General features: G+C 35.6%; 14 protein-coding genes. 12 read left to right on the top strand and 2 right to left on the bottom strand.

Annotated elements, in window-relative coordinates; translation table 11 throughout:
* Positions 1–47: 47 nt before the first annotated feature.
* The 3 genes from LRP81_RS13915 (at position 48) to LRP81_RS13905 (ending at position 2,154) form a co-directional block, all read left to right on the top strand.
* A complete protein-coding gene (locus LRP81_RS13915; protein ID WP_230502081.1) occupies positions 48–722 on the top strand; it encodes an SOS response-associated peptidase in 675 nt (224 codons plus the stop codon).
* 80 nt (positions 723–802) lie between these two features.
* Entirely contained in the window at positions 803–1,054 is a 252-nt protein-coding gene (locus LRP81_RS13910) for a DUF2535 family protein (protein ID WP_230502079.1), read from the top strand.
* A gap of 257 nt (positions 1,055–1,311) precedes the next feature.
* Positions 1,312–2,154, top strand: a complete 843-nt coding sequence (locus LRP81_RS13905) for a DegV family protein (protein ID WP_230502077.1) — start codon at positions 1,312–1,314, stop codon at positions 2,152–2,154.
* A 63-nt stretch (positions 2,155–2,217) separates the two neighbouring features.
* On the opposite strand, the gene LRP81_RS13900 is transcribed toward LRP81_RS13905, so the two are convergent.
* Together LRP81_RS13900 and LRP81_RS13895 are read right to left on the bottom strand one after the other, a co-directional pair.
* Positions 2,218–2,733: a PCYCGC domain-containing protein gene (locus LRP81_RS13900; protein WP_230502076.1), complete on the bottom strand. Its 516-nt coding sequence runs from the start codon at positions 2,731–2,733 to the stop codon at positions 2,218–2,220.
* 123 nt (positions 2,734–2,856) lie between these two features.
* A complete protein-coding gene (locus LRP81_RS13895) occupies positions 2,857–3,117 on the bottom strand; it encodes a hypothetical protein (protein ID WP_230502074.1) in 261 nt (86 codons plus the stop codon).
* A gap of 119 nt (positions 3,118–3,236) precedes the next feature.
* Between LRP81_RS13895 and LRP81_RS13890 the strand changes: the two genes are divergently transcribed.
* The 9 genes from LRP81_RS13890 to LRP81_RS13850 all read left to right on the top strand — a co-directional run bounded on the left by LRP81_RS13890 (position 3,237) and on the right by LRP81_RS13850 (position 14,921).
* Positions 3,237–4,241: a nucleoside hydrolase gene (locus tag LRP81_RS13890; protein ID WP_230502072.1), complete on the top strand. Its 1,005-nt coding sequence runs from the start codon at positions 3,237–3,239 to the stop codon at positions 4,239–4,241.
* A gap of 89 nt (positions 4,242–4,330) precedes the next feature.
* Entirely contained in the window at positions 4,331–5,803 is a 1,473-nt protein-coding gene (locus LRP81_RS13885; protein WP_230502070.1) for a spore germination protein, read from the top strand.
* A 10-nt stretch (positions 5,804–5,813) separates the two neighbouring features.
* Positions 5,814–6,923: a GerAB/ArcD/ProY family transporter gene (locus tag LRP81_RS13880; RefSeq protein ID WP_230502068.1), complete on the top strand. Its 1,110-nt coding sequence runs from the start codon at positions 5,814–5,816 to the stop codon at positions 6,921–6,923.
* Positions 6,920–8,044 carry a Ger(x)C family spore germination protein gene (locus LRP81_RS13875; protein ID WP_230502066.1) on the top strand — a complete coding sequence of 375 codons (1,125 nt, stop codon included), beginning with the start codon at positions 6,920–6,922 and terminating at the stop codon, positions 8,042–8,044. Before LRP81_RS13880 ends, LRP81_RS13875 begins: the two co-directional genes overlap by 4 nt.
* Positions 8,045–8,180: 136 nt before the next feature.
* A complete protein-coding gene (locus LRP81_RS13870; RefSeq protein ID WP_230502064.1) occupies positions 8,181–10,619 on the top strand; it encodes a hypothetical protein in 2,439 nt (812 codons plus the stop codon).
* Positions 10,616–11,548: an ABC transporter ATP-binding protein gene (locus tag LRP81_RS13865; RefSeq protein ID WP_230502063.1), complete on the top strand. Its 933-nt coding sequence runs from the start codon at positions 10,616–10,618 to the stop codon at positions 11,546–11,548. The genes LRP81_RS13870 and LRP81_RS13865 overlap by 4 nt, the downstream gene beginning before the upstream one ends.
* The gene (locus LRP81_RS13860; RefSeq protein WP_230502061.1) at positions 11,548–12,393 is read left to right on the top strand and encodes an ABC transporter permease; all 846 of its coding nucleotides are present in this window, start codon (positions 11,548–11,550) and stop codon (positions 12,391–12,393) included. The genes LRP81_RS13865 and LRP81_RS13860 overlap by 1 nt, the downstream gene beginning before the upstream one ends.
* Before the next feature lie 8 nt (positions 12,394–12,401).
* Complete coding sequence (locus LRP81_RS13855) at positions 12,402–13,913, top strand: hypothetical protein (RefSeq protein WP_230502058.1); 1,512 nt, start codon at positions 12,402–12,404, stop codon at positions 13,911–13,913.
* On the top strand, positions 13,914–14,921 hold the full coding sequence (locus tag LRP81_RS13850) for an AAA family ATPase (protein ID WP_230502057.1): 1,008 nt from the start codon (positions 13,914–13,916) through the stop codon (positions 14,919–14,921).
* The last annotated feature ends 2 nt before the right edge of the window (positions 14,922–14,923 follow it).

The following is a 14,923-nucleotide window of genomic DNA, read 5'->3' as shown; positions in this document are numbered from 1 at the left end:
TTTTCGATAAAAAACGACTTTCTCTAATATGAAGGGAGAAAAACAAAATGTGCGGAAGGTTTTCTTTAACGACAGAACTTCATAAATTAGAGGAGCGTTTTTTTTTGGAAAATGCTCATAGCATGGACTATCAAATAAGCTTTAATGTTGCACCAGGTCAGCATGTTCTTGGTATTGTAGAGGGAAATCAAAGAAATAGAGCCGGGTATCTACAATGGGGATTAGTTCCCAGTTTCGCTAAGGATAAAAAAATTGGTTATAAGATGATTAATGCTAGAGCAGAGACCCTTCACGAAAAGGTAAGTTTCAGAAGGCTTCTTGAACGAAGGCGATGTTTGATTCCTGCCGACGGATTTTATGAATGGAAGAAAATTAATGGTGAAAAAATCCCTGTTCGTTTTACGTTAACAAATGGGGAACCTTTTGCTTTTGCAGGATTATGGGATAGATGGCAGTCAGGGGAAGACGAATTAATAAGTTGTACTATTATCACAACTACACCTAATTCACTTGTAGAAGGTGTGCATAATAGAATGCCAGTTATTGTACATCAACAACATGAACAACGTTGGCTTTCTAAACAGTTAATTGATAATAATGAACTAACTGAAATGCTATATCCCTTTCAAGCAAGTAAAATGATTGCATATGAGGTTTCTGACATAGTGAACTCTCCTAAAAATAACCATCCATTATGTTTGGAACCAAAAAGTAATGTTTAATTTTTACTATTAAATGTTTACACTTTCATCCAATATTAGGGTATAATAAGGATAATCGGGTGAAAAAGAGGATTGATATTTTGCTATGGAAAAGCCTAGAGTTCACAATTGATGAGGGACAGAAGGTAAAAGTCATTGAAATTCCAGTATTGGAGGACGATAGCACTTATCATTTTATGATCAGAATCAAACTTGAATCGTATATCCGTACCATTTTATCTGAAAAAGAACAAAAACAAATATATTCTTTTAAAGAATATTTAAGAAAAGAACTGAAATGGACGGATTATTGCAATGTGTTGAAGATAGAGATTTTAAAAAATAATGCTTGACTACTGTGAATATGAAGACAGGGAAAACACCCTGTTATTTTTTTTGGCTTTTCGAAGGCTCTTTCCTAAAAGATTGTTACTTTTAAGTCCAAAAAAATCTGGCATTTCACTTGAAAAAGTAAAAACACCATCGATAAATTGTGTCAAGTTCATGACATATTATGAGGTATCTTTATCTAGATATCTCTGTTAAGTTTTATCAATATAGAAAGAAAGGTATAATAGAATATAAGGATATAATTGGGGAAGTGAAAACGATGACAAAAGTAAAAATTGTGACAGATTCTACGATCGATATTGATCAGTCAATTGTAGATGAATTAAATATTGAAATAGTTCCGTTATCGATAACAATAGACGGAGAATCTTTTATTGATAGATTAGGAATTAAACCTGATGAATTTATGGAAAAAATGAAAGATTCTATAGAGCTTCCAAAAAGTTCTCAACCAGCAGTTGGGACATTTGTTGATACTTATAACCGATTAGGAGCAGATGGTAGTCACATAATTTCTATTCATATGACTGGCGGAATGAGTGGAACGGTAGGTTCTGCGGAAAGTGCAGCTGGAATATCTGAAGCAGATGTTACAGTTGTGGATTCACGATTCATTTCATTTGCATTGTCCTTCCAAGTAGTTACAGCGGCTAGGATGGCACAGGAAGGAAAATCAAAGGAAGAGATATTAACAAAAATAGATATTATTAGAAAAAATACTGATTTATTTATAATGGTAGATACTTTAGACAACCTTGTAAAGGGTGGACGTATTGGAAGAGGAAAGGCGCTAATTGGCTCACTACTTAACATTAAACCAATTGCGTCCTTGGCAGACGGTGTGTATACACCTGTAACAAAAGCAAGAAGCCATTCTCAGGTTATTAAATTCCTGACAAAGCAATTTAAAGTAGACATCGCAGGAAAAGTAGTCAAAGGTATCGGCATTGCTCATGCTGGATCCATAAAACAAGCAGAAAGCCTAAAAGATGCACTTTTTGAGATATGTGGATTTGAAGAGATTCAAATTTCTTATACTACACCAGTCATATCAACTCATACAGGTCCAGGCGCACTTGCTTTAATGTACCACGTTGAATAAGGCAAGGTTTTAAATTACGAAAAAAGAGTCCAACAAATAGAATTTGTTGAACTCTTTTTTATTTTAACTTTCTTCAGGTACCGGAGTAGGTGTAGGAATAGAAAAGCCTTCCTTATAGGATTCATCTATTAAATCTCTAATTTTTTTTATACTTGTTCCGTTACTGTATTCCAATACTGAAGTTGCCGCAATTTCCAAACATACTCCACATTTAGTTCCATGATCATCCCAAACTATTGATCCATTATCTTTTTTTTCATGTACAAAACAATCATAGCTGCTTCTATGCCCAGCCGAGGTTCCGCACCCACAATAGCAAGGTATATGAGAGAGGAGTTCTTCGTGTTTAGCTGCTGAAATGTATATTACTTGTATTTCTTCGGGCTTGTCCTGTAAAAAATCAGGTAAGTGCTCTATAGAGGATGTTTCTTCTCTAATATCTCCTTGAAAAAATGCAGGTTTTTCATGTTTAGGCGTTTCTTTCTCTGTGTGATTTGCATGATTGTTATTAGAGAGACTGTTAGAACACCCAGTAGAAATCAGGACAGAACAAGCTAAACCAATTACCAATTTTTTCATAAATCACACCCCGTTCACATAAAATGTACCAAAATAACTATAACATACTACTGCCTTGGATATTTTGACACCATTGTGAACGAGGAATATGAAAACTAAGAATGAAAGTTTATTTTTTATCTATTACCAAAACAGTAAGCTACCTAATACAACTCCTGTGACAAATGCTAGTGGAACAGCTACAGGACTGTAGCCATATCCTCCATAACCGCCACCCCAAAATCCTAGTCCATATCCACCAAATCTGTGTCTTCCTACTGGTTGTAGGTACACATGACTTGGAGACACTCTAACAATTCTTCCATGGTGAGAAGAGCCGTCTCTGCATCTAACAGTAACCGTTTGACCACGGTATCGTTGGCATTGATTATAAAAATGTGACATGTATCTTCCTCCTTTCCGGTTTTCTTTACTACAATATTCAGCCCTATATGTGCTTGCCTGTACGAATGTCTCGGTTTGTCTACTACAAGTGTGATGATAAATACAAAGGGGAGAAAAAAATGACGAAAAAAGTTCTTCTTTTTGCAGATTTTGGTATTGATGACATTTTGGCAATTATTTATGCCTACTATGAAAAAAGTATTCAGATTGTAGGAGTTGTAGCGGAGTATGGAAATGTCACAAAAAAAACGGCAATCCGAAATGCAAGATACTTACAAAGAAACACTGGTAGATATGATATACCTCTTATAGGTGGGGCCGAGAGGTCGATGATTGGCGATCCAGCCATTTATTATCCGGAAGTTCACGGGCCAGAAGGGTTTGGAGGATATGTAGTTAATGAAGATTTTGATGAACCAGAAGATGTGTTTGAGAACTTTCATCAAATATACGACATTATCGAAAAGTATGATGGCAATATTACCATTGTTTGTATTGGTAGACTGACTTCGTTAGCAACTTCGTTTATTTTATATCCAGAAACGGTCGAAAAAGTAAATGGAATTTTTGTTATGGGTGGATCCTTTAACTTTCCAGGTAATGTAACCCCAATTGCAGAGGCAAATATTTTTGGAGATCCTTATGCTGCAAATATCGTTTTTAATCATGCAAGCAACTTAACGATTTTCCCTCTAAACGTTACACAAAGAGCAATTTTAACTTCAGAAATGGTTAACTATATTGATCAAGTGAGCAAAATGCAAAATAATCATCTGGGTATGCTAATAAAACCGATGATGGATTACTACTGGCAGTTTTATAAATCTCAAATTCCTATTATAGATGGAGCCCCACTGCATGATGTTCTTACTTTATGGGGCATTTTTAATGATGATCATATAATTTATGAAATAAAGCCTGTAAAAATTGTTACATCTTTAGGATCCGGCTTTGGTCAAACAATAGGAGATTTTCGTGATTTTGTACAATTAGCTGAATATCCCGTTCATCGAATTGCAATGAAATTTGATTACGATGTCTTCATTGAAAGGGTAGTGACTGTATTAACAGTAGAATTGAATAAAAGCTTTCATGGTAATAAAACCTCTAACGAACCTGGTTGAGTTAGTTCGTTCGTTTTTTATCATTCCTCATAAAAATCGCATAATTGGCTAACCTACCACTATACTAATAAATCACTGGGGTGGTGGAAATGAAAAAAGAAAATGTTCCTCATTACGATTTAGAAGAAATGAAAACATATTTTCAGGAAGCGTTTCACCATAGTCCTGATTTGTATTTCTATGAACTGAATCAAGAAAAGCGTAAATTTCTTTTTATTTATTTGAAGAACTTGGTAGATTACAACGTTATCAATCAGTCGATAATGCCTGCAATAATTGATTCTCCTGTAGAACATCTTTTAGGTTCTGATGAATTTAGTGGGAATTTACCTACTACTCAAGTATCTCCTGTTACTAATAGAGAGGATGCAATTCAATACATATTAGATGGGTATCTTTACATAACTAGTGACCAAACAAGTACAGGAGTTCTTATAAATGTAAGTAAGAAAGTGGAAAGAGGGCTGGAAAAAGCAGAAACCGAGTCCCTCGTTTTTGGACCGAAGATTAGTTTTACCGAATCCTTAAGTACTAATATAAGTATCATTAGACAGAATATACTTTCGACCAATCTTTGTACTGAAAAATTAACGGTTGGCACGAAAAATGAAACTGAAATTAGAATCGTGTATTTAAACGATTTAGCAGATAAGCAAGCAGTAGAGGACATTAAGAAGAAAATAAGTACATTAAAAGTTAACGATATATTGGATACATCTGTATTAGCACAATTAATCGATGATAACAGTTATTCTATTTTTCCCCAGTTTGTACAAACAGAACTGCCTGATCGAGTAACCTATAGCGTAGAACGTGGTATGGTTGCGGTTTTTGTTGATAGAAGTCCGATGGTATTGTTAGGACCTGCTTCATTTTTTAATTTTTTCGAATCAACTGAGGATGTATATATGCGTTGGAATATGGGGAGTTTTATCCGTTTCTTACGTTATATGACCATTTTTCTTTCCATAATATTAACACCCGCTTATGTAGCAATAATTACTTACCATTATGAAATGATTCCCTCTACACTGTTAGTATCATTGGGAGAATCACGATCTAAAGTACCATTTACACCAATATTTGAGGCTTTGATATTAGAAATAATGATTGAACTTTTACGTGAAGCAGGAGCAAGGCTTCCGACTAAAGTGGGACAGACCATGGGTATCGTTGGTGGTATTGTTTTAGGACAAGCTGCAGTCGAAGCTGGCTTTACTAGTAACATTCTTATCATTGTTGTTGCTTTAAGTGCGCTAGGATCGTTTACCGCACCGAGTTATTTAATGGGAACTGCAGTTCGAATTACTAGGTTTCCGATGCTGATACTTGCTGGTTTATATGGTGGAATAGGCATTGCCTTAGGTTTATGTTTCCTTTTGATTCACTTAATAAGACTTACTAGTGTAGGTAAACCATATCTGCAACCGGTTTATCCATTTAATTTTCACCATGCATTAAATACAATTGTCCGTGTCCCTACCGGATTACTTAGGAAGAACACAAATAAACAAAACTTTTTTTCTTCTCGACAGGTACCTACAAAAGACATAGATGAATAGGGTGTAGATAATGAGTAACTCTACTACTTCTAACCAAAAGATTTTTTTTTCTGCGTATTTAACGTTTTTTATCGTGCAATCCAATCAAACAGGGGTGGGAATAGCAGGTGTTCAGCGGATTATCTATTTGGAATCCAGGCAAGATGCCTGGATTTCCATTTTCATAAGTTACGTTGGAATGGCTATTATTGTGGCATCCATTTGCTACATACTTAATACTTTCCAAAACAAAGACCTATTTGAAATACATATAGCATTATTTGGGAAATGGGTAGGGAATATTTTTAATTTACTGGTAGTAATGTATGTATTTGCTGGATTATTGTCCATCATCCTTAACTATACCGAAATCATACAAGCGTGGGTCTTTCCTGATTTAGAAACATGGGCGATAGTAACCATTCTTTTACTTGTCACCATATATGGTGTATTTGGGGGAATAAAAACAATAGTTGGAGTTAGCTTCCTAGGTTTTTTTCTAACAATATGGCTCGGACTTATGCTAGTAGTACCTTTAAGATATATTGACTGGACCAATTTTTTTCCGATAATGGAAGCTTCCATTCCAGAACTGTTGCGAGGTGCGTATAAAACCTCCTTTACAGTGTTAGGTGTAGAGATACTATATTTCGTATACCCGTATATTCGTGAAAAAAAGAAGGTGCATTTTTATTCGCAAATGGCAGTTTTTTTTACATTTCTTCTCGTATTAGCTGTAACTTTTGTTGCCATTGGGTACTATAGCGGAGAACAGCTAGAAAAAACGATATGGGCAACATTATCCATGTTTAAGATTATCCAGTTCCCTAATTTAGAACGATTTGAGTTTTTGGCCGTTTCTATTTGGTTGGTCATCATTCTACCTAATACGCTGTTTATGCTTTGGGCTGTATCCAAAGGACTTAAAAGAGTATTCAAAGTACGCCAGAAAAAGTTAGTAATTATCTGTTCGGTAATTCTTATCTTGAGTACTGCGTTTTTTCAAAAAAGGATAATTATTAATGAATTGGTTGATAACGTTGGAGTATTTGGTTTTTATATGATTTTTGTATACTCTATTTTACTTGCATTTATTGTTTTTATCCGAAGTTTGTGGAAGAAAAGGGGGGAACAAGGGTGAAAAGATGGACTTGTATACTCCTAGTGTTGCTATTAACCAGTTGTGTTCAACAAAAGCCACTGGAGGAACTCGGACTAGTCACTGCTATTGGATATGACAAAGAGGAGAACCAGTTAAAAGGAACAATTATTTATTATGAGTTTGACCCATTGCATCCTTCAAATACGAAGATGGTGACAGCAACTTCAAAAACAAGTAAAGGCATTAGGTATAAAGAAAACTTATCATCAAGTAAAAAACTAGTGTCGGGTCAGTTAAGAGTAGCCATTTATGGTAGAGAGCTTGCAGAAGAAGGCATAATCTCTACTATAGATACTTTATCGAGAGATTCAGAAATTGGAACAATGTCTTATCTTTCTGTTAGTGAGATTCCAGCTGAAGAACTCCTATCACTCTCTCAAGAATCGATTGATATATCCAATGCAGGAACATTTCTCTATAATCTCATTGGTCAAAATGTAAGAGCAGAATCATTGATATCCCCAACCTTACATGAATTCATGCAAGCTTATTACTCGGAAGGAAAGGATCCCATTCTTCCGTTAATCAATTTTAGAGATAATACCATCGTCATTGATGGGATGGCAATATTTTATTTTGATAAAGTTGTCGGAAGTATAAATAATGAAGAAGCATTTTACTTAAAATTATTTTTGGACCCCTATCATGCCGGAAATGTAGAAATAGGTATTCCTAAAGAAAATGTGAAGAAGTATATTATTAAAAATAATAATGAGGATGAAGGTAATCTATTTGTTTCATTGGATCATTTACGAAGTGATATAAATATTGAGTTAGATAATTTGGAAGGTCCGGAATTTAATGTAGACCTTATTATTAAGACTAGGATGCAGGAAATTACAGAAAATTATGATTTGGGGAACCCTGCAGCCATTAGGAAAATCGAAAAGGAAATTGGCAAGACAATGAAACGCAATATGGAACAACTCATAAAAAAATTACAGGAAATGAAATCAGACCCTGTTGGATTTGGCAATAATTATCGTGCAAAAGTAGGTTACAAAGCCTTTAAAATGGAAGATTGGAAAGAGCATTATCAAAATGCGAAAATAAACATTAATGTCAATATAGAAATTTTACGTACAGGAGTTATGGATTAACTTCATACTCCGCAAAGGAAAGGAACAATTTTTCCTTTCTTTTTTTATTTCTTGAAACTTTTTCCTATTCCCTTACGTCTAAGATATAGTTATTTTACAAAAATAGAAAGTTATTGAGAGCTTAGGGGGAAAGAACGTGAAAGCATTCGCGCAGGTGAAAATCTTACTATTATTCATGTTATTAGGATATTTTTTCTATCCATCTGGGGCAAGTGCTGCTGCATCTCTAGAAGTGAAAGTGGAGTATGGAGTAGAAAATAAAGTACAGATGAGTAAAGGTCATACCATCCGCATTGAAGTAGCAAACAAGGGAGAAGATGTAAAAGGGGATTTCGTGGTCTTTTCCAATCCTACTTATAATATGGCTGGGAGTTATGTTGTGCCCATGGAATTGGAAGCTGGTGGGACAAAAACAATCGAATTAGCGATTAAAGGAAGCTCTGATTATTACTCATATAATAATACAGGAACTTCTAATAATTTCGTCAGTTTCTATGAAGGTGGCGTGGAAAAAGGCAAAGAAGTTAAATTAAGTGGCAATGCAAATAGTAAACCAAGATTTATTGGAGATAATCGAGTTGTTCTGGGAGTATTGAGCAATAAACATGATGCGGTAAATTATTTGAAACTTTATAAATTTCATAACGAAAGTATGGAATTACTAAATGTCGATAGTCATCATATTTCTACAGAGTCATACGGGCTGGAAATGTTTGATATTCTCCTTGTTCATGATTTCTCATTGGCAACTTTGACAGAAAATCAACAAAATGCAATCAAGTCCTGGGTAAAAAATGGGGGTTCCCTAGTATATGATACGAAAGTGGGCATTGGACAGGATCTTGGGAATCTAAGTGATTTTCTTTTAATGGCTCCTAAAACGGAAACAACGATCAAAGAATTGAATGAAGATAGCAGGTTCCCAAATATTCCAATCTTCACAGGGGAGCTTTTACAAAATGACTCCAACATTTTAACAAAAGATAACGATACACCTATTACACTAGTAAATAAAGTAGGAACTGGATACGTCACTCAAATTACAAGTAATCTTTCATCTCCTCAATGGGCTGAATGGTCTGAAGGAAATAAATGGTGGAGTAGCGTTTTGCAAAAAATTTCCTCCAAGTCGCCTAATTCATACCGCCAGCCTATTATGGAAGAATTGTCCCATCAACTAACTCCTGTCAGTGAGGCGTTTCCTGGGTCGATAGTATCAGTTCCGTTGTTAATTTCGGCATTTATCTTCTACCTAATTATATTAATTCCAGTTCTCTACTTAGCTCTAAGAAAAATGGATAAAAGAGAACATTCATGGTGGATCATTCCTTCTATTGCTATTTTAACAAGTATCACTGTATTTGGAGTAGGTGCTAAGGATAGAATCTCTGGGACTCAAGTCAATGAAGCAAGCGTGCTTCTTCTTGATAATGAAATAGGAGCAGCATCAGGTTATGGCTCTTCTACAATACTAACAAATAGTGGTGGAGATTATCTGGTTTCAACAGATAAAGTGGCGTCTTTGTTTCCGATAACTTTTGGATACAATGACAATATAGATCTTAAAAAACATTATGCATACATTAATTCCGGTGTCGTTGGGACTGACATAACTTACAAAGATGTCGAATATTGGTCCATAAGATCCAGTATTGGTACCATAAATAGTGCTTCTTTAGGAAAAATAGATTATGACATTTTTGTTAAGGATGGAAAGGTACAAGGAACTATTTCTAATCAGCTCAGCTATGAGTTAACAGATGTCTTTATTCTTTCTGGTAGCAACTCTCATAGTCTGGGAATCATAAAAGCCGGAGAATCAGTCGAGGTTGATTATGAGATAGCCAAGGGTAATATTGCCAATGCTCTGACATCACCACAGATGAACGCTGCAGCGAAAGCATTCCCTGGTTTTACAAGCTATAACCATTATGGGCCAAGTGGAAATAAAGTGGAGAAAGAGGAATTAGATAAATTCAAAAAATTCCAATTGCTAGATTTGTTGATGTATAAAAAGGATCTTTTGTCTATATCTGATCACCCTGTATTGGTCGGTTATGTTTCAGAGGATATTCTTGGTACAAAAGTGAATGGGAAATCAGTCAATCCAAATGCAATCAACTTAGTGGTATTACCAATTGAAATTAATAATATCGGTGGAGGGAGCTTCAGTTTTACAGAAGAAAGTATGAATAAGAGCATTTCAGTTGCGGAAGGTTCAAACGGAAGTATTCATCATAATGGTCTTGATTTCGGAGAACAGTACGTTTATACAAGCAATGGCACATTCACGTTATCTTATACACTTCCTGACATGATTGATCTCACGAAAGACGATATCCAAGGAATTCAATTAAAGCTACGTTCAAGAAATATGGAAGTAGAATATTTTATTTACAACCATTCCACTAACGAATTGGAACCACTGGATAACAAGCCGACAATAACGCTTGAAAATAAGCTAAAACATTATATTAGTGAGCAAGGTACCATTGATTTATCACTTCAGGTTTCTAATATGGATAGTGATATTCAAGTACCTGGGATTCAGGTTGAGGGAGAGATAAAAGAATGATTGAAACGATAAATCTTACTAAGAAATACGGTAAATTCACTGCATTGGATTCATTAAATTTAAAAGTTAACAAGGGTACAGTGTTTGGATTTGTCGGGCATAACGGTGCTGGAAAGTCGACAACCTTTTCCATTCTTTCCACACTACTAGCTCCGACATCTGGCACAGCTTTAATAAACGGTTTTGATGTGACGAAAAATCCAAAAATGGTACGTAAATTTATCGGTTATATGCCAGATTTTTTTGGAGTTTATGATCAGTTTAAAACAGATGAATACCTTGATTTTTATGGGGCGAGTTACGGTATATCATACGATGAAAGACAAAAGCTTATTCCGCAACTACTAGAGCTTGTCAACCTTACAGAAAAGAAAGATACCTATGTCGATGTATTATCTAGAGGAATGAAACAAAGACTTTGCCTTGCAAGAGCACTTATTCATGACCCAGAAGTATTAATATTAGATGAACCAGCATCTGGATTAGATCCAAGAGCAAGAATCGAAATGCGAGAAATTCTTCGGGAATTAAAAAGTATGGGGAAAACCATTATGATTTCTTCTCATATACTTCCGGAATTAGCAGAAATGTGCGATGAAATAGGTGTAATCAATGGAGGAAAGTTAGTAGCAACAGGTCGAGTAGAAGAGATTCATAAGCAGCTACAAGCCAACAAAGTTTTACGTGTATTAATATATCAAAATATTGAAACCGCCTTTGCTTACTTCGAGGATAATCCGAAAATCACTAACTTACAAGTTAGTGAACAAAAAGAAAATCTTCTATCGTTCTCCTACGCGGGAACAGATGAGGAACAAGTGAACCTCCTTAAAGACGCATTGGATGCAGGTGTAAAAATTCTTAGTTTGAGTCAGGAAGAGTCCAATTTAGAAGACATCTTTTTAGAAATTACAAAGGGTGTGGAATAATGAAAGCACAAATAATAAACCCAATGCTTAATAAAGAATTTAAACTTAGATTCCGAAGCTTTAAAAGCTATTTAGGGATATTGTTTTACCTTGGTGTTTTAGGATTAATTGCACTATTTTATATCTATATGGAGACAAGGTATCAATCAATGGGAATGTTCCGACCAGAAAACAGTAAGAACATGTTTATGATTTTAGCCTTTGTCCAACTAGCATTGATATTCTTCATGACCCCAGGACTAACTGCTGGAATAATAAGCAGTGAGCGAGAGAAACAAACTTTAAATATACTACTTACAACTCAACAGTCTTCGGCAAGTATTATTATCAGTAAACTCGTTTCATCTTTGTCATTTCTACTATTAATTGTTATTTCTAGCTTGCCACTGTATAGTATTGTCTTTTTATTTGGAGGAATCTCTCCGAAGCTTTTACTACTTACGTTCGGTTTATATTTATTGACGATGGTCACCTTAGGAAGTATAGGAGTCTTTTTCTCTACTTTGATTAGAAAAACAATTGTTGCTATGGTATGTACGTATGGAGTAGCATTCTTCTTAGCGGCGGGAACAGCGATTATTACAGTTTTTATGATAAATTTTACACAATACGGAGCAACAGGCCCACAACAAAATCCACTTCCTTACTTTGTCGCAATGTTCAACCCATTTGGCGTTTTACTTGCCTTGTTTGAACCTTATGCAGCAATGGAGCTTACAAGCATCACAGGAATTAATACTCATTTAGGAATCGGGATGATTATTTCCTTTAGTATAATTACAGTTTTACTAATATTACTTAGCATTAAAAAGCTACGACCAAATATGAAGCCAAGAAAAGGATAGATGTATCTATGAGTGAAAAAGATAGAATTATTCGTTTTCTGCTTTCAATCAGAAAGAAATTGAGGTATCAAAAGCTCTCAAAACAGGCTCAAGTTGCTTTAATGGCAGCAAGTATTTCGTTCTTGATGGTAATGGTAATCGCAAGAATAATAGTTACTCCATATTTATTGGAAAAGGCTTATTGGACATGTGGAGTAGTTTTTACTGTTGCCATATTGTTCTATTTGCGAAAACTTCCCTCCACTTGGGATGCTGCGAGATTTTCCGATCGTTTTTTAGAAGAAGACAGGTTAACAACAACATTAAATTATGTGGAAGATACTTCCTTAGTCGCACAACTTCAACGTAAAGATACCGTTTCAAAATTGCAAGCTAAAGAAGATATTATCAAAACTGCAAAGCTTCCTCACTTTTATCCTAAATTAATCCTTACCTCTTTTTTGACAGTCTGCCTTGCCATTGGCTCAATTCTGTTCCCTAACAGCAGGATGGAAGAAGCGCAGGCAGTAGAAAAAGAACGAGAAATAATAAGTGAAACGGTAGATGATTTACAAAAAGAAGCAGAAAATCTTAAAGAGGATAAAGGATTAAAAGAAGAGCTGGAAGAGTTAAAAGAACTTCAAGATAAAGTGAATGCAGACGAAGTATTACAAGAACTGATGAAAAAAGAAAATGAGTTAAATGAGAAGCTTCAAGAATTGAAGGAGAAAGAAGAGGAATTAAAAAAACTTGCCAAAGACCAACCTGAAAATTCTTTGGCGAACCTTTTTCTAGATGGAAATTTTGAAGAACTGGAAAAAAAATTAAATGATATGGATTCGCGACTTGAAAATCTTTCAAAGGATGAAAAAGATGAAATAGAAGAGCTAATTGAAGAATTATTGGCCGATCAAGAGATTGATTTAGATAAATTACTGGAAGAAGAACTAGCGGCAATGCTGGAAGAACTTGAAAACCTTTTTAAAGAATTGGAGAGTCTTTCTAGTATGGAGCAAATGCATGATTTGCTCCATCAAGCATCTATTAGTATGTATAATAACATGACGGCAGCGAGTTTGGATCCATCTAAATTAAGCTTGTCAAATACCAATCAATCTTCCCAAAGTCAAGGCCAAGGACAAGGACAAGGACAAGGACAAGGTCAGGGGCAAGGCCAAGGTCAAGGTCAAGGCCAGGGTCAAGGCCAGGGTCAAGGCCAGGGTCAAGGTCAAGGTCAGGGTCAAGGTGGTGGACAAGGAGCTGGGACAGGGGTTGGCGAGCAAAGTTTTACTGTTCCTTCTCATATTGATGGAAATAATCACACGGAATCCGATGGAGGGCAAACAGGAGAAGGTGAGTCTGAATATGAGGATGCTCCTGATTCTCCAACATTAAAGGGAGTAGCACGGCCTTATGAGGAAATATACTCCTCTTACGAAAGGACCAATCGGGAAGCATTGGAAAGAATGCAACTACCATCACGTCTAGAAAATATCGTCAAGCAATATTTCAGTGAAGTGGAGCCTAAAGGAGCTGATTAAATGATTAGTTTAGAAGAAAAAGAACAACAACTAAAACATTTTCAACATATTTTAGTAGAAATAAAAGAGGAAATTGGTCAAGTAATTGTTGGTCAGGAGGAAATTATTGAGCAGGTGCTTTGGGCTATGCTCTCAGAGGGGCATGCACTCCTTGAGGGGATGCCAGGGGTCGGGAAAACGATGTTAATTCGGACTATTTCAGAAGTATTGAATTTTGATTTTGCCAGAATTCAATTTACACCAGATCTAATGCCTTCTGATATTACAGGTACGAAAATGATAGAAATTCATGATAATGGCAAGCAATCCTTTGTGTTTCATGAAGGTCCGATATTTTCAAATATTGTCCTTGCGGATGAAATAAATCGTGCAACTCCAAAAACACAAAGTTCCCTTTTGGAAGCGATGGCAGAGAAAACAGTTACTATTATGGGGGAGACAAGAAAGGTATCTGCGCCATTCTTTGTCCTTGCTACCCAAAACCCAGTAGATATGGAAGGAACTTATCCATTGCCTGAGGCGCAGATGGACCGTTTTCTATTGAAAATTCATATGGGATACCCAAAAAAGGAAGAGTTGTATGAAATCATAAAAAGAACAACCGGTACGGAGTCTTATCAAGTTAAGAGCTTACTAGACACTGATTCTATGCAAAAAATTCAGCTTGCAGTTAAAGAAGTGCTTGTTTCTCAGGATTTACTTGACTATACGGTAAACCTTGTAATGGCAACTCATCCTGACCAAGAACTATCAAGTGAAATGGTTAGAAAATATGTAAGATATGGGGTTGGCCCTCGTGGAGTTCAAAGTTTAATAAGAGTAGCAAAAGCAAGAGCATTTTGTGCCGGACGTTTTCATGTATCCAAAGGAGACATTAAGCATGCAGCAATACCAGTTCTTCGTCACCGACTATTCCTTAATTTTGAAGGGGAAGCAACAGGCATTAAAGAAGATGCTATTTTGGAAGATGTAATCCAACATATTGATAAGTCCATGACTGGTAGGTAGTG

It is taken from the genome of Sutcliffiella rhizosphaerae, assembly GCF_917563925.1.
Taxonomy (GTDB): Bacteria; Bacillota; Bacilli; order Bacillales; family Bacillaceae_I; genus Sutcliffiella_A; species Sutcliffiella_A rhizosphaerae.
This window is presented reverse-complemented; position numbering and strand designations above follow the sequence as displayed.